This is a genomic window from Caulobacter zeae, from assembly GCF_002858925.1.
GTDB lineage: Bacteria > Pseudomonadota > Alphaproteobacteria > Caulobacterales > Caulobacteraceae > Caulobacter > Caulobacter zeae.
This window is the reverse complement of record NZ_PJRS01000016.1, coordinates 115,496-131,507: the sequence shown is the minus strand read 5'-3', so window position 1 is coordinate 131,507 and position 16,012 is coordinate 115,496. Positions and strand designations below refer to the sequence as shown.

Sequence of the window (16,012 nt, the reverse complement as noted above, 5' to 3'; positions counted from 1 at the left end):
GATGCCGGTGACGACGGTCAGGAAGATCACCGGGGCGATGACCATCTTCACCAGCTTGATGAAGGCGTCGCCCAGCGGCTTCAGGTCGGCCCCGAACTTGGGCCAGAAGTGGCCGATCAGGGCCCCGGCCACGATGGCGACCAGCACCTGTACATAGAGGTGCGTGTACCAAGGCCCCTGGCGAGGCGGCGCGGCGCCGGCGGGGGTCGTCTGCGGGATCATCGATGGCTCCTGGCTCTCGTTTCCTCGCGCGTCCTTTGAAGGTCGGGCGCTTGGTTCAAGAGTGCGGGATTTCCCCGTCGCCGTGAGCCGATTTCTAAATTCCGAACCAACCCCATGAATATTAGAGGGAAATTTCACATTTCGCCTCGTCACGACCATGTTCGCCGTGCCATATCTCACTCACGCAGAACCGCACTCGTGTGGAATATGACACAACCAGATCCAAGCGCCGCCGATACGCGACCCGCGCCCGAGCGCAGCGTCTCGCGCCAGGGGCTGGCCCTGTTCGCCGCCATCGCGGTGCTGATCGGCGCCGTCCTGGTCCTGGCCGTGGGAACCCTGGCGCACGACCGCGCCATGACCACCCTGCGGGCGCGCGCCAACGCCTCGGCCGCCCTGCACGCGGCGGTGCTGCGCAGCGAACTCGACAAGCAGCGCGCCCTGCCCCTGGTGCTGGCCGACGACGCCGACCTGGAGACGGCTCTTTCCACCCGCGACCCGCGCCGGCTGGAAGCCCTGTCGCGCAAGCTGGAGGCGCTGGGCGCCCAGACCCGCGCGGCGGTGATCTATGTCGTGGCCGCCGATGGCTTTACCGCCGCGGCCAGCAACTGGCGCCAGCCGACCAGCTTCCTCGGCTCCAACTACGGCTTCCGACCTTACTTCGCCGAGGCCCTCCGCAGCGGCTACGCCGAGCAGTTCGCCCTAGGCACGGTCAGCCGCAAGCCCGGCCTCTATCTGGCCCGCCGCGTCGACGGCCCCGACGGGCCGCTGGGCGTGGTCGTGGTCAAGCTGGAGTTCGACTCCGTCGAGGCCGCCTGGCGGGCCATCGGCGAGCCGGCCTTCGTCGTCGACCGCCAGGGCCTGGTGATGATCACCAGCGAGCCGCAATGGCGCTTCCACACCCGGACGCCCCTGTCGCCGGCCGACCGCCAGGCGTTGCGGACCCAGGGCCAGTTCGGCGAGGCGACCTTCGCCCCCCTGCCCTTGCGGGCCCGGCGCGGCGACAGCGTGGCCCGCACCGACGTCGCGCCGGCCGACCGCCAGATCGAGACCCGCCTGCCCGACGTCGCCCCCGGCTGGACCCTGCATCTGCTCAGCCCCGCCGCCCCCGCCGACCAGGCCGCCGACGCCGCGCGCTGGATCACGGCCCTGGTCTGGACCCTGCTCAGCGCCGCACTACTTTGGCTGTGGGTGCGCCGCCGCCGCGTCCAGCTGGCCGCCCTGCGCGACCGGGAGACCCGCCTGGAGCTGGAACGACGCGTCGAGGCCCGCACCCATGAGCTGACCCAGGCCAACCGCGCCCTCTCGCACGAGGTCGACGAGCGCCAGCACGCCGAGACGAGACTGCGCTCGCTGCAGGCCGACCTGGTGCAGGCCAACAAGCTGGCGTCGCTGGGCCAGATCGCCGCCGGCGTCGCCCACGAGATCAACCAGCCGGTCGCGGCGATCCGCGCCAACGCCGACAACGGCCTCTTGCTGATCGCCCAGGGCCGCGCCGAGGCGGCCGGCGAGAACCTCACCGCCATCGCGTCGATGACCGAGCGCATCGGCCGCATCACCGACGAGCTGCGGGCCTTCTCGCGCAAGGCCGACGGCCGGGTCGAGCCGACCCTGGTCAGCGAGGTCGTCGACGGCTCGGTGCTGCTGACCGCCAGCCGCTCGCGCCGGCAGCAGGCGCGCCTGGTCCGCAAGGGCGAGACGCCCGGCCTGGCCGTGCTGGGCGAACGGGTCCGGCTCGAGCAGGTGCTGGTCAACCTGCTGCAGAACGCCTTCGAAGCGGTCGAGGACCGGGCCGACGGCGCCGTCACCCTGACCGTCAGCGAGACCGACGACGCCGTGCGGATCGCCGTCGCCGACAATGGTCCCGGCCTCGCGCCCGAGGTCGAGCGCGCCCTCTTCACGCCGTTCCTGACCACCAAGCCGCGAGGCCTGGGCCTTGGCCTGGTGATCGCCCACGACATCGCCGCCGGCTTCGGCGGCGAACTGACGGCCGCCTCGACGCCCGGCGCCGGCGCGACCTTCACCCTGACCCTGCGCAAGGCCGTTCCATGAGTTCCCCCGCCGGCAAGATCCTGCTCGTCGACGACGACGACGCCCTGCGCGGCGCGGTGGCCCAGGGCCTGGAGCTGCGCGGCTACGAGGTGGCGGCCTTCGACAACGCCCCCGCGGCGCTGAAGACCCTGACCCGCGACTTCGACGGCGCCGTGGTCACCGACGTGCGCATGCCGGGCATGGACGGCCTGGCGCTGTTCGAGCGCGTACGAGCCGTCGACCCCGACATCCCCGTACTGCTGATCACCGGCCACGGCGACGTGGCCATGGCCGTGGCGGCGTTGCAGGACGGGGCCTACGACTTCGTCTCCAAGCCCTTCCCGATGGAGCGCCTCACCGCCGCCCTGGCGCGGGCTGTGGAAAAGCGGAGCCTGGTGCTCGACAACCGCCGGCTGGAGGCCGCCGCCCAGGCCGGCGGCGGCTCGCCGCTGCTGGGCGACACGCCGGTGATGCAGCGGCTGCGCGCCACCATCGCCCAACTGGCCGAGGCCGAGGTCGACGTGCTGATCCAGGGCGAAACCGGGGCCGGCAAGGGTCTCGTCGCCCACGCCCTGCATCGCGGCGGGGCGCGGCGGGGCCGGCCGATGGTCACGGTCAACTGCGCGGCCCTTCCCGAGGCGGTGTTCGAGACCGAGCTGTTCGGCGCAGCCGGCGGCTCGACCCGGCCCAGCACCGGCCGCATCGAGCGCGCCGATCGCGGCGTATTGTTCCTCGACGAGATCGAGGGCCTGTCGCCCTCCATGCAGGCCAAGCTTCTGCGGGTGGTCGAGGAGCGAGAGATATGGCCGGTCGGCGCGGCCGAGCCCCGGCACCTGGACCTGCGGATCATCGCCGCCAGCAAGGTCGACCTGGCTGAAGCCGTGCGCGACGGCGCCTTCCGCGCCGACCTCTATTATCGCCTCAACGTGGTCACCCTGGTCGTGCCGCCCCTGCGCGAACGGCGCGAGGACGTGCCGGCGCTGTTCGGCCATTTCCTGGCCGAGGCCGCCGCCCGGCTTCGACGCCCCGCCCCGCGCCTGACGGCGACAATCCGCGACCACCTGCTGGGTCACGACTGGCCGGGCAATGTGCGGGAACTGGCGCACTACGCTGAGCGCGTGGCGCTGGGCCTGCCGTCGGCGCTGGTCGCCGAGGACGGCGCCGCGCAAGGGCCGGCCGAGAGCCTGGCCGATCGCACCGGCCGCTACGAGGCGATGGTCATCCGCGAGACCCTGGCGGCCTGCGGCGGCGACGCCCGCACGGCGATGGCGCTGCTGCAGACCCCGCGCAAGACCTTCTACGACAAGCTGCGCCGCCACGGCATCGAGATCGACCGCTACCGCCCGGGCAAGGGCTAGCCGGCCAGGAACGCCACGATCGCCTGCGCGAAGGCCGGCGCGGCCACCGCCGAGCGATGGTCGCCGCTGACCACCAGCGACCGCGCGCCGGGGATCGCCGCGGCAAGACGCTCGGGGTGCACGGCCAGCGGATCATCGTCGCCGGCGATCACCAGGGTCGGCGCCGTGATGCGGTCGAGCGGGATCGGCGTGGCGTGGACGACGCTGGCCTGGGCCGCCAGGGCCTTGCGGTCGGCGCCGATGGCGTCGGCGAACAGCCGGAACGGGGCTGCGGCCGGATGCTCGATCATGGAGACGTCCTCGACCAGCAGGGCCTGGACGATCGCGTCGCTGGGCACGTGGCGGGTGTCGACGCCGCCGGTCGCCACCACGCCCTCGCCCACCCCGCCGGTCACGAGGCGGCGCACGCGCGGCTCCTGGCTGGCGCAGATCAGGCTGACGATCGCCCCCATGGAATAGCCGGCCAGGTCGATGGCCGGGACGCCCAGGTGGTCGATCAGCTCGGAGACGTCGCGCGCCATCCGCGCCTCGCCATAGAAGGCCGGATCGTGCGGCTTGTCCGAGGCGCCATGGCCCCGGGCGTCGATGGCGATCACCCGCCGGCCGGCCGCGACGAGGGCGTCGACGATCCCCGGCGCCTTCCAGTTGATCAGGCCGCTGGCCGAAAAGCCGTGGTGCAGCACCACCGGCGGCGCGGCCACGTCGTCACCCCATTCATGACAGGCGATCGAGAGACCATCGGAGGTCGTGAAACGGAACATGGCGGCCCATCGCGATTCAAACGAACGTTTCAATCGATATCAAAGGCCGCCGAAGCCCGCAACGCAGAGCCGGCGCCGGCCCCCGAAGAGCCCGGCGCCGTCACCTCAGAACGCCAAGCGCAGACCCATGTTGGCCCGTACGCTGTAAGCGTCGCCGAGGTTGTTCAGGCCGCTGGCGGCCGAAACCTCGCCGAAGAGGCTCAGGCCCTGGCGCCAGCGATAGCTGCCGCCGACGGCCAGTTCGCCCCACAGGCGGCCGTCGCCCCGCGCCAGCTGCGCGTCCGAGACCATGACGCTGGGGCCGCCCAGCCATTCGTAGGCGACGCCCACCTGGCCGTAGAGGCGTCCGGCGCCCTTCTGCCCTTCAGTCTCATGCGCCAGGGCCGCGGCCACCCGCGAGCGCAGGCTCTCGCCGCGATCGCCCCAGACCTGCGCCCCCGCCCCGTCCACGAAGGAGTCGAAGCGGATCCGCGAATAGACGGTCTGGAACTGCGGGGTCAGTTGCAGCCCCTGGGCCAGGACCTTGGGCTTGCCGACCTCGACGCCGAGCGAGACGCCCGAGCCGTCCAGGCCCTTAGCTAGGTCGCCCAGCAGGTTGGAGCGCAGGTCGCTGTCGTACCAGCTGTTCTGGGCCTGGACGTCGACATAGGCGCCGCCCTGCCCGTACCAGGTGGCGGACCCGCCGAGGCCGTAGGCGTTGGTCGCGATCGCGCCGTCGCCATGAGCCGAACGGACCTTGGTGTCGGCCTCGCCGTAGCGCCAGCTGGCGCCAAGCACGAGGGTCCCGCCCCAGGTCTGGTCAGGCAGCGCCCGGTCGTAGCCCATCTGCACCGCCCAGCGGTCGGTCTTCAGGTCCGCGCCGGTGTTCGAGCGCGGCGCGTCCTTGGAACGGCTCTGCTCGCCCTCGATCCGGCCCCAGGCCCCGCCGAGCTCGGTCGCGCCCTGTCCCCACACGCGGTCGCCCGTGCGCTGGCGCAGCGTGCCGACGCCGTTGAGGCCGAGCAGGCTGGCGGCATAGGCCTCGTAGACCGGCGCGCCGGGCTGGTAGAGCGGCCCCTGCGGCTCTTCGGGCTTAGTCGGGGTCTCCGGCTCGCCGGGATCGACCAGCGACGAGCGCAGGTACCAGTCGCCATCGGCCGGGGTCGCCACGCCGTTCTTGTAGAGCCGGTAGGCATAGGCCCCCGCGATGATCGCCTGGTCGCCCTGGAAGACATAGTCGCCGCGCAGTGTGAACTGGCCGTTGGAGGCGCCCGCCACGTCTACGATCTTGATCCCCTCCTGCGTCTGGTCGCCCAGGCCGCCGCGATTGGCGACGCTGATCTCGGCGGCGCCCGAGGTCGCGCCGGCCACGACCAGTCGATCGGCCTGCGAGCCGTCGCCGCCGAGCACGGCCTGGATCTCGATCAGGCCGCCGTTGGACACGAAGTCGCCCGCCACGTTCAGCACGCCGAAGCCCTCGCCGCCCGGCGCGACGACGCCACCCGAGCGCAGGACGAGCCCGCCGACCCGGCCGACGCCCTCCAGCCGGCCGCCGCTCATCACGTCGGTCACTCCGCCCAGCACGCTGTCGACGCGCAGCACGCCGGCCGTCACCGAGGCGCGGCCGCCAAAGGCCGAGCCGTCTCCGGCGACCACCAGCGTCCCGGTCCCGCTCTTGACGAAGCCGCCTGCGCCCGAGATCGCCCCCTTCAGCGAGAGCGTGGTCTGGGCCGCCACGTCCAAGCCGCCCGCGCCGGCGAAGGTCGTCGCCCGTGCCATCTCGATCGTCGCCGTGGTCCGCAGGGTCCCGCCGTCGAACGACAGCCCGCCGCCGGCCGCGCCCAGATTGGCGTCGGAGGCGACCTGCAGCACGCCGCCGTTGATCGCCGTGCCGCCCTCGTAGGTGTTGGCCCCGGTCAGGACCAGCGTTCCGAGGTCGGTCTTGGCCAGGCCCGCCGCGCCGACGATGTCGGACACGATGGTGGCGGTCGTGCCCGCCCCGGCCGCCGTGCCGTCGCCGACGCGGATGGCCGCCTGCGAGCCCAGCAAGGTCAGGTCGCCGCCCTCGAGGCGATAGCCGTTGGTGGCGAACTGCACGCCCATGGCCGTGACCGCGCCAGCGGTGTCGTCGATGCGCACGGCTCCCGCCGTCCCGCCGAAGATCGCCATGGCGCCATCGGCATAGGTCGCGTTGATAGCGCCGCCGGCGTCGGTCCAGGCTTCCGCCCCGCCGGTGCGCCAGACGCCCGCGCCGCCGGCGATCACGCCGTCGAAGCCCGCGCCCTCGCCGTCCCAGTAGTTCAGGGTCAGGCCGCCGGTGTTGACCAGGTTCACCTGGCCGGCGACCGAGGTCTGGACATAGCTGGGATCGCCTGCCGGCGTCGCGCCGATGCGCAGGCCGTTGTCGGTCAGCGCCCCGGCATAGCTGATCAGGCGGTAGACGCCGGCCCCGAAGGTTCCGCCGGCCGTCTGCGAAACGTTCAGCACGCCATCCAGGGTCAGGTCGCCCTTAACCACCAGCAGGTCGTTGAGGCCGCCGCCGGCGACGCCGGCCTGGCCCAGCTGGAAGTCCAGGATCGAGCCGCCCGCCAGCATCAGGCCGCCGTTGATCGTCAGGGTACCGGCCGCGCCAGCCGAGCCGCCCGGCGCCAGGGTCGCGCCGTCAGCCACGCTGACCGCGCCGCCGATCACACCCGAGCCGCCCAGCAGGCCGCCGTTGACGCGCGTCAGGCCGCCGGCCGCCGACTGGTCGCCGTTGATGTAGAGGCCGCCGGCGTTGAGCGTGGTTGCGCCCGAATAGGTGTTGGCCCCGGTCAGGACCAGGGTCCCCAGGTCGGTCTTGACCAGCTCGCTGGTCCCGCCGATCGCCGAGGCGATGGTGGCGGTCATGTCCGCGCCCGCCGCCGTGCCGTCGCCGACCCGGATGCCGGCCTGGACCCCGGTCAGGGTCAGGGCGTCGCCCTCGATGCGGTAGCCGTCGGTCATGAACTGCAGTCCCGAGGCGGTCACCGCCCCCTGCCCGCCGTCGATGCTCACCACGCCCGCCGCGCCGGCGAACACCGCGAAAGCGCCGTTGGCATAGCCCGCGTTGATCGCGCCCACGTCGCCCGTCCAGCTCAGGTCGCCGGTCGCCCGCCAGGTCCCGTCGCCGCCGTTGACCAGGCCGTCGAAGCCCGGACCGGTCGCGCCGTCCCAGTAGTTCAGCGTCAGGCCGGCGGTGTTCACGAGGTTCACCTGGCCGGCGAAGCCGGTGTGGACATAGGCGTTCGCACCGGCCGGCAGGCTGCCCAGCGCCAGACCGTTGTCGGTCAGGGCGCCGCCGTAGCTGATCAGGCGATAGACGCCCGCGTCGAACACGCCGCCGGTGGGGACCGTGACGTTCAGCGTACCGTCCAGCGCCAGGTCGCCGCCGACCACGATCAGGTCGTTCAGCGGACCGCCGGCCACGCCGGCCGCGCCGAGCTCGAAGTTCAGCACCGAACCCTGCGCGAGGGCCAGATCGCCATTGATGGTCAGCGTGCCTGGGCTGTTGCCCGGACCGATCGCACCGCCCGCGGCCACCGCCACGTCGCCGCCGATCACGCCCGAACCGCCCAGGGCCGCCCCACTGGCGATCGAGGTCAGGCCCGTGGCGCCCGACTGGTCGCCATTGACCACCAGCAGGCCCGCGTTCACCTGCGTCCCGCCCAGATAGCTGTTGGCGGCGGTCAGGACAGTGACGCCCGAACCGTTCTGCGAGAAGCTGCCCACGCCCGAGATCAGGCCGGACAAGGTCAGCCGGTCCGAGCGGTCGATCGCCAGCACGCCGTCGTTGACGATGGCGCCGGTCACCGAGCCCGAAGTCCCGCCGTTCCCCAGTTGCAGCGCGCCCGACCGGATCGTCGTGCCGCCGCCATGGGTGCTGGTCGCCGTCAGGATGGTCGTGCCCGAGCCGATGATCTCGACCGCGCCCGAACCGGAAATCTGCCCGGCGAAGGTCGCGACGTCGGATCGGTCGAAGGCCAGCAGGCCGTCATTGACCACCGCGCCCTGGATCGAGCCCGTCGTCCCGCCGTCGCCGACCTGCAAGGTGCCGCCGGAGATGGTCGTGCCGCCGGCATGGGTGGCATCGCCGGCGATGACCAGCCGGCCCGCGCCGGCCTTGGTCAGCGCGCCGACGCCGTCGACCTCGCCGGTCAGCGTCAGGGTCGCGCCCGAAGCAGTTTCGATCAGCGCGTCGGCGTCCAGCGTGACGGTGCGTCCGCTGGCGAAGCTGGCCGTCGTGCGCAACGCGCCGCCGTCCAGCCGCAGGCCGCCCGTCGCGTCGCCCAGATTGGCGTCGGCCGAGACCTGCAAGACGCCGCCCGCGACCCTTGTGCCGCCGGCGTAGCTGTTGGCGCCGCCGAGGATCAGCGTGCCGAGGTCGGCCTTCACCACGCCGCCCGCGCCGGTCAGCGCCGAGGCGATCGTCGTGGTCATGCCGGCGCCCGCCGCCGTGCCGTCGCCGACACGGATTTCGGCCTGCGCGCCGTCCAGCGCCAGGGCGTCGCCTTCGATACGGTAGCCGCTGGTCAGGAATTGCAGGCCCGAGGCGCTGATCGCGCCCTGGCTGGCGTCGACGCTCACCGTGCCGGCGTTACCGCCGAACACCGCATAGGCCGCCTCGTCGTAGTAGGCGTTGAGGTCGCCCGACGCCTCGGTCCAGCTGTTTGACCCGCCATTGAAGCGCCAGACGCCGCCGCCGCCGCTGATGGCCCCGTCGAAGGCCGTCCCCGTGTCGCCGTCCCAGAAGTTCAGGATCAGGCCGCCGGTGTTGACCAGGTTCACCTGGCCGGCGAAGCCTGTCAGGACGTAGGCCTTGGAGCCACCGGGCGTGGCGCCGATGGTGAGGCCGTCGTCGGTCAGGGCGCCGGCGTAGTCGAACAGGCGATAGACGCCCGTCCCGAAGGCGCCGCCGCCGGCCGTGGAAACGTTCAGCACGCCGTCCAGCTTCAGGTCGCCGCCCACGCTCACCAGGTCGTTCAGCGCGCCGCCGGCCAGGCCCGCCTGGCCCAGCTGGAAGTCGAGGATCGAGCCCGACGACAGCGAAAGGTCGCCGGCGATCGCCAGCGTCCCGGCTGCGCCCGCCGCTCCGCCGGCCGCCAGGGTCGCGCCGTCGGCGAGGGTCACCGAGCCGCCGATCACGCCCGAGCCGCCCAGGCTCGCACCGCCGGCCACCGAGGTCAGGCCGGTGACGGCCGAGTGGTCGCCGTTGACCAGCAGGGTTCCGGCCGTCACGTCGGTCGCGCCGGCATAGGTGTTGGCCGCGGTCAGGACAGTGACGCCCGGTCCGGCCTGGACGAAGCCGCCCGAGCCGGAGATCCGGCCCGCCAGGGTCAGCAGACCCGCGCGATCAGCCACTAGTTGGCTGTCGTTGACGATGTCGCCCGTCAGACCGCCGGCGCCGATCCGCAAGGTCCCGTCCGTGATCCGGGTCCCGCCGGTGTGGGCGGCGTCGCCGGCCAGCACCAGGGTCCCGGCGCCGTTCTTGACCAGTGCGCCCGCGCCGCCGATCGCGCCGTCCAGCGTCGCGGTCGTGCCCATCGCCGTGACGATGAACGCGTCCTTCAGCAGCGAGATGTCATGGCCCAGCGTCAGGTCGGCGGTCGTGGTCAGGCTGCCGCCGTCGAAGATCAGCCCGCCCGAGGCCGCCCCCAGCGAAGCGCTGGAGCCGACCCGCGTCTCGCCGCCGCGCAGCGTCGTGCCGCCGGTGTAGCTGCTGACGCCCGACAGGACGAGCACGCCCAGGTCACTCTTGATCAGCCGCGCCGCGCCCGTCAGCCCGGCCTCGATGGTCGCGGTCAGGCCCGCGCCGGCCGCCGTGCCGTCGCCAACCCGGATGAAGGCCTCCGATCCGGTCAGGGTCAGCGCGTCGCCGCCGATGACATAGCCGTCGCTGACGAACTGCATGCCCGCGGTCTCGACCGCGCCCAGGCTGGCGTCGACGCTCACCCGGCCGCCGGTCGCGCCGAACACCGCAAAGGCGCCGTCCTCATAGGTCCCGTTGGGCACGTTGCCCTCGTCGACCCAGTTGTCGTTGCCGGTCGAGCGCTGCCAGAGGCCCACGCCCCCGTCGACCCAGCCGTTGTTGCGCGCGCCCGTAGCGCCGTCCCAGAAGCGGAACGACAGCCCGGCGCTGTTTACCAGGTTCACCTGCCCGGCCAGCGAGCTCTGGACGAAGAACTCCGGCGTCGGGATGGTCCCGATGTCGAGGCCGTTGTCGGTCAGCGTCCCGCCGTAGCTGAGGATCCGGTAGAGGCCCGGATCGAAGCCGCCGCCCGGCGCGACGGCGACGTTCAGCGCGCCATCGAGGGTCAGGTTGCCGCCGACGACCAGGAGATCGTTGAACGTCCCGCCCGGCAGGTTGGCCTGGCCCAGCTCGTAGCTGAGGAACGAGCCGCTCTGGAGCAGCAGGCCGGCGTTGATGGTCAGCGTGCCCGCGCCGTCGCCCGGCGCCAGCGTACCGCCGGCCTGCACGATCACCTGGCCGCCGATCACGCCGTTGCCGGCCAGGGTCGCGCCCGAGCGGACGGCGGTCAGGGCCGCGCCCAGCCCGGTGCGTCCGGCGTTCACGACCAGCGTGCCGGCCTCGACGAAGGTCGAACCGCGATAGCTGTTGGTCCCGGTCAGCACCGTGCGGCCCGAGCCGTACTTGTAGAAGGCGCCCATGCCCGAGATGTCGCCCGACAGCAGCTGCTCGCCGTCATGCGACGACCACAGGGCGCCGCTGTTGACGATGTCGCCGGAGAAGTCGCTGACCAGCGCGCCGCTGCCCAATTGCAGGACGCCGGCGCTGATCGTCGTCAGGCCGGTATAGCCGAGGTCGCCGGTCAGGATCGTGCGGCCCGCCCCCTGCTTGAGGAACGCGCCCGTTCCCGAGATGTCGCCGCCCAAGGTCAGGTCGCCGCTGTGGCTGGTCGCCAGCACGCCATCGTTGACGATGTCGCCCGAAAGGCCGCCCACGACGCCGCCGGCGCCCAGTTGCAGCGTGCCCGCATCGACCCGTATCGCGCCGGAGAAGGTGTTAAGCCCCGTCAGGATCGTGCGGCCGTCGCCCAGCTTCTCGAAGCCGCCGACGCCCGAGATGATCCCGGCCAGGGTCAGGTCGCCGGTGTGGTTGGTGGCCAGCAGGCCGTTGTTGGCCACGTCGCCGGCCAGGCCCACGGCCGCGCCGCCGTCGCCCAGTTGCAGGATCCCCGCGTCGATCGTCGTGCCGCCGGCATAGGTCAGGGCGCCTGTCAGGATCGTCCGACCCGCGCCGAACTTGCCGAACGCGCCCGTACCGGAAATGTCGCCGCTCAGCAGCAGGTCGCCGGTGTGGTCGACGGCCAGGGTCGCGTGGTTGACGATATCGCCTGAGAAGCCGCCGGCCGCGCCGCCTGCGCCGATCTGCAACACGCCGTCGCTGATCGTGGTCAGGCCGGCATAGGCGCTGGTTCCGGTCAGGATCGCGCGGCCCGAGCCGTCCTTCACCAGGTCGCCGGTCCCGGAAATGTCGCCCGACAGCGTGATGTCGCCGGCGTTGAAGACCCGCATCAGGCCGTTGTTGACGACGTCGGCGCCCAGGTCGCCCGCCGTCGCGCCGCCGATCCGCAGCACGCCCGTCTGGTTGGTCAGCACGCCGGTGAAGCCGCCGTTGTCGCCGGTCAGGACCAGCGTGCCGAGGCCCTCCTTGGTCAGGCGTCCCGTGCCGGTGATGTCGCCATCCAGGGTGATGGTGTCGGTGGCCGTGGCGACGATCAGCCGGCCCGTGCCGGCGGCGACGATGTCGCGGGCGATGGCGAAGGAGCCGGTGGTGTCGAGCCCGCCGCCGGCGAAGGTCAGGAGCCCGGCCGCGTCGCCCAGGGCCGCGTCGGCGGTGATGCGCAGCAGGCCCTCGCGCAGGGTCCAGGGCGTGACGCCGGTGTTGGTCCCGGTCAGGGTCCAGGTCGAGGCCCCGGCCTTCTCGAAGCCGCCGAAGCCGCGGTACTTGGCCGCCGCCCCGATCTGCGTGACGTCGAACGAGGCGTCCGTCGCCCCGCCCAGGATCAGACGGTCGGCGGCGCTGTAGGCCTGGACGTTGCCGGTGATCACCGAGCTCGACCAGATCTCAAGCGAGTTCACCCCGCCCGTGAAGGTGACCGCATTGGCGCGGAAGCCGCCCGTCCGCGTGCCGCCGGTGATCGTCCCGGCGTTGACCAGGGTGACGTCCCGCCCCTCCACGCCGGAACCCGGCATGCCGAGATAGCCCGGCCAGCCCGTTCCGCCCGCGCCGCCGGTCAGCGCGCCACCGGCCAGGTTGGTGACCGCGCCGCCGTTCAGCAGCAGCACCCCGGCGCCGCCCTCGCCGCTGAAGTTGCCCGTGCTCGCCGTGCCGCCCCGGGAGCCCCTGACCTCGCCGGCGTTGACGACCGCGGCCGGCGAGGTCAGCACGATGGCCGCCCCGCCGCCGCCGCCGCCGCCGGCGTTGCTGGCGCCGCCCGCCCCACCGAGGATCGAGCCGCCGGCCAGGATGGTCACGTTGCTGTTGGTGAACAGGCCCACGCCGCCGCCGCCGCCGCCGCGACCGGTGATGAGCCCCAGCGTGGCGCCGCCGCCGTCGCCGCCCTGGATCAGGCCGCCCGCGCCCACGATCACTTCGGCCGTCGCGCTGACGCCGACGCCGCCTCCGCCGTGCCCCGAGCCGGAAACATAGCCGGCCTGGCCCACCGTGCCGACGGGATCGGACCCGAGCCCGCCCGCGCCGCCGGTGATGGTGGTGGTTATCGTCTGGGCGGTGTCGATCGCCGCGCCCATGCTTCCGGTCGCGCCATAGGCCGTGCCCATGGCGCCATTGATGCCAGCGCCCTCCGAACCGCCGTGGGCGCCGAAGCCGGTCTGCAGGTTCACGCCGCCGCCTCCGCCGCCGGAGCCCGCGCCCGTGGTCCCGGCCGAGCCGTCCTTGCCGGCGGCGCTGGTCGCGTCGCCGTCGACGCCGCCGGCGCCGCCGGGGCCCGCGCCCGCCACGACCCGGTTGGAGCTTCCGCCGTCCGCCAGGGCCACGGCCGGGACCATCGCCCCCGCCATCGACAGCGCGGTCAGCAGCGCCACGCCCGAGGCGGCGGCGCCCAACCGTCGGCGACGCGACATAACGCCGCGCTCGGCGCTGAACTCACCCTGAAAACCGATCGGCTCGACAGCCTTGCTCATGACGCTCACTCACCCCTTTGCGGCCCTTCACGGGGCCTGATTGCGAACAAGGGGAATGGCGCGACGGCGCGGGCGGCGACGGCGTCTTCCCCTTCGGCGGCCCCGCTACCTCAAGGATTTGAGGCCGGAGGCTTTGCGTCCCGCCGTCGCCGGCGGTTTGCCTTTTCGGACCTGGAAGTCCGTCGCGCGCGGCCCTTGGTTCGAGCTTCAGCGCTGAGGGTTCATTTGCACATTCCGCAACGGCTTGCTGTGCGAGGCGTCTCACAGCACGCTGCAATACGTCTCAACTGACACGCGAATCTCGGCTAGCTATTAGAAGTTGTTTCAGACCAGACAGGTAATCGCGCCTCGTCACCGAGAGTTTTCGTTAATGCGCCAAGGCCTGCTTTTGTCGACAGAGCTCGAAGAACCATGTTCTCGAAACGTGTTCTGGCGGGAGCTCTATCTGGAGCCGCGCATCTTCACCAACATTGATGTAAAAAGCTCCACCTCTACCAGGCATCGCGATGATCCAGAGCGCCAGAAGATCATCGCCGGCGGCCTCGATCAGTACTGCGTACAGCTGCTGACGTCCGGCGACCTGCGCGGCGACTGCGACGGAACGGCGATCACGGCGAGCAGCGGCGACATCTGCATTTTCGACCTGGCCCGCCCCTATGTCTCCGAAATCTCCAGCGGCGCGCGGCTGACGGTGATCGCGCCGCGCCAGCCGATCGACCGCGTCGCCGGCGGCCACAGCCTGCACGGCCTGGTGCTGCGAGCCGACGATCCGCTGGCCCGGCTGCTGCGCAACTTCATCGTCGACGTGCACGCCGTGGCCGGCGGGTTGCAAGCCGACGATTCCGACGCCGCCGAGGCCGCCCTGATCGAGGTGCTGACCATGGCCCTGGCCCGCCGTCGACCGGAAACGCCCCCGGCCGGAGCCTCCCGCCTGGGCCATCGCTTCCGCGAGCGAATGCTGGAATTCATCGATTCCCGCCTCGCCGATCCCGCCCTGAACGCCGAGACGCTGATGCTGCGCTTCGGCGTCTCGCGCGCCAATCTCTACCGCCTGTTCGCCGAGGACGGCGGCGTGGCCAGCGCCATCCGCGACCGCCGCCTCGACGCGGCCTGGCTCGCCCTGGTCGGGACCGAAGCGGCCAGCGTCACCGAGATCGCCCTAGACCTCGGCTTTTCCAGCAGCGGCCAGTTCTCGCGCGCCTTCCGCGGCCGCTTCGGCGTCTCGCCGACCAAGGCCCGGGCCGCGCGCCAGCCCGACGACACATAGCCAAGAACCACCAGACCCTCCCCCTAAAGAGGGAGGTGGCCCGAAGGGCCGGAGGGGGAAGTCGCTGCTTAGGGCGATGCATCTCCAACATCAGCACCCCCCTCAGTCGCTCCGCGACAGCCCCCCCTTCAGGGAGAGCTCGATCACGCGTCGTTGGCGACGTGGGCGATCAGGTTGTCGCGCACGCGGGTGATGGTCTTCTGCACCTGACGGAACTCGTCGGGCTCCAGGCCCGTGGCCTTGACCAGGGTCCGCTGGCCGCCCTTCTCGCGCAGATCGCGGCCGGCCTGCGTCAGGCTGATGATCACCTGACGCTCGTCTGCGGGATCGCGGCGGCGCTGCAGGAAGCCCAGGCTCTCCAGCTTCTTGAGGATCGGGGTCAGGGTGTTGCTCTCCAGGAAGAGCTTGTCGCCCAGGCTCTTCACGCTCTGGCCGTCCTCCTCCCACAGCGCCACGATGATGATCCACTGGGTGTAGGTCACGCCCAGCTCGTCGAGGATCGGCTTGTAGGCGCGGCCATAGGCCAGGTTCGCCGAATAGACGGCGAAGCACAGGAAGTCGGCGAGCCTGGGGGCTTTGCCCAAAGGGGCGACAGGCGGGGCGGAGGTCGTCATCGGAGCCTTGCGTTTCGGTAGCCGCAGGCGGTTCGCGGCGGTTCGGGACAAATATAAATCGGATCCGATCAAATCGGAAGGTTGACGATGTGCGAAACTTCAATCTATGAAATCGGTACCGATTACATCGGATCCGATCAAAAAGGAGATCGACATGACCACCGCTATCGACACCGTCCTCTACACCGGTCGCACCCACGTCACCGGCGGCCGTAACGGCGCGGCCCGCAGCGACGACGGCAAGCTGGACGTCCGTCTGTCGCCCCCGGGCGGCGCCGGCACGAACCCCGAGCAGCTGTTCGCCGCCGGTTGGTCGGCCTGCTTCATCGGGGCCATGGGCCTGGCCGCCCGCGCCCAAGGCGTGGCCCTGCCCGCCGACGTCGCCGTCGACGCCGAGGTCGACCTGGGCAAGTCTGGCGAGGGCTACCAGCTTCAGGCCCGCCTGAACGTCAGCCTGCCGGGCCTGCCCGCCGACGTCGCCCGCGCCCTGGTCGAGGCCGCCCACCAGACCTGCCCCTACTCCAAGGCCACGCGCGGCAACATCGGCGTGACCCTGAACCTGATCTGACCCGCCTGATCTGACCCGGAAGACCC

The 16,012-nt window shown here is 71.9% G+C and carries 8 protein-coding genes and 1 riboswitch; of the genes, 4 read left to right on the top strand and 4 right to left on the bottom strand.

What is annotated here, in order from left to right:
* Nucleotides 1–222, bottom strand: a 222-nt coding sequence (locus SGCZBJ_RS08240) for a cation:dicarboxylate symporter family transporter (protein ID WP_133149214.1), incomplete at its 3' end; no start/stop codon positions are given.
* A gap of 207 nt (nt 223–429) precedes the next feature.
* Between SGCZBJ_RS08240 and SGCZBJ_RS08235 the strand changes: the two genes are divergently transcribed.
* Together SGCZBJ_RS08235 and SGCZBJ_RS08230 are read left to right on the top strand one after the other, a co-directional pair.
* Nucleotides 430–2,274: an ATP-binding protein gene (locus SGCZBJ_RS08235; protein WP_101717525.1), complete on the top strand. Its 1,845-nt coding sequence runs from the start codon at nt 430–432 to the stop codon at nt 2,272–2,274.
* Nucleotides 2,271–3,611, top strand: coding sequence for a sigma-54-dependent transcriptional regulator (locus SGCZBJ_RS08230; protein WP_101717524.1), 1,341 nt, complete (start codon nt 2,271–2,273; stop codon nt 3,609–3,611). The genes SGCZBJ_RS08235 and SGCZBJ_RS08230 overlap by 4 nt, the downstream gene beginning before the upstream one ends.
* Here SGCZBJ_RS08230 and SGCZBJ_RS08225 read toward each other — a convergent pair.
* Complete coding sequence (locus tag SGCZBJ_RS08225; protein ID WP_101717523.1) at nt 3,608–4,372, bottom strand: alpha/beta fold hydrolase; 765 nt, start codon at nt 4,370–4,372, stop codon at nt 3,608–3,610. The two genes, SGCZBJ_RS08230 and SGCZBJ_RS08225, sit on opposite strands and share 4 nt — an antisense overlap.
* A gap of 105 nt (nt 4,373–4,477) precedes the next feature.
* Entirely contained in the window at nt 4,478–13,537 is a 9,060-nt protein-coding gene (locus SGCZBJ_RS25610) for an autotransporter-associated beta strand repeat-containing protein (RefSeq protein WP_165799279.1), read from the bottom strand.
* 92 nt (nt 13,538–13,629) lie between these two features.
* A riboswitch (cyclic di-GMP riboswitch) is annotated at nt 13,630–13,709 on the bottom strand.
* A gap of 252 nt (nt 13,710–13,961) precedes the next feature.
* Here SGCZBJ_RS25610 and SGCZBJ_RS08155 point away from each other — a divergent pair.
* Entirely contained in the window at nt 13,962–14,804 is an 843-nt protein-coding gene (locus tag SGCZBJ_RS08155; RefSeq protein WP_165799278.1) for a helix-turn-helix domain-containing protein, read from the top strand.
* Between the two features lie 143 nt (nt 14,805–14,947).
* On the opposite strand, the gene SGCZBJ_RS08150 is transcribed toward SGCZBJ_RS08155, so the two are convergent.
* Nucleotides 14,948–15,418, bottom strand: coding sequence for a MarR family winged helix-turn-helix transcriptional regulator (locus SGCZBJ_RS08150; protein WP_101717521.1), 471 nt, complete (start codon nt 15,416–15,418; stop codon nt 14,948–14,950).
* A 154-nt stretch (nt 15,419–15,572) separates the two neighbouring features.
* Between SGCZBJ_RS08150 and SGCZBJ_RS08145 the strand changes: the two genes are divergently transcribed.
* Nucleotides 15,573–15,986, top strand: a complete 414-nt coding sequence (locus SGCZBJ_RS08145; RefSeq protein ID WP_101717520.1) for an organic hydroperoxide resistance protein — start codon at nt 15,573–15,575, stop codon at nt 15,984–15,986.
* The last annotated feature ends 26 nt before the right edge of the window (nt 15,987–16,012 follow it).

What these genes read in the sequence shown, in the direction of transcription:
- SGCZBJ_RS08145 (WP_101717520.1), top strand. Translation starts at nt 15,573, where the DNA reads ATGACCACCGCTATCGACACCGTCCTCTACACCGGTCGCACCCACGTC.
- SGCZBJ_RS08150 (WP_101717521.1), bottom strand. Translation starts at nt 15,418, where the DNA reads ATGACGACCTCCGCCCCGCCTGTCGCCCCTTTGGGCAAAGCCCCCAGG.
- SGCZBJ_RS08230 (WP_101717524.1), top strand. Translation starts at nt 2,271, where the DNA reads ATGAGTTCCCCCGCCGGCAAGATCCTGCTCGTCGACGACGACGACGCC.
- SGCZBJ_RS25610 (WP_165799279.1), bottom strand. Translation starts at nt 13,537, where the DNA reads ATGAGCAAGGCTGTCGAGCCGATCGGTTTTCAGGGTGAGTTCAGCGCC.
- SGCZBJ_RS08225 (WP_101717523.1), bottom strand. Translation starts at nt 4,372, where the DNA reads ATGTTCCGTTTCACGACCTCCGATGGTCTCTCGATCGCCTGTCATGAA.
- SGCZBJ_RS08235 (WP_101717525.1), top strand. Translation starts at nt 430, where the DNA reads ATGACACAACCAGATCCAAGCGCCGCCGATACGCGACCCGCGCCCGAG.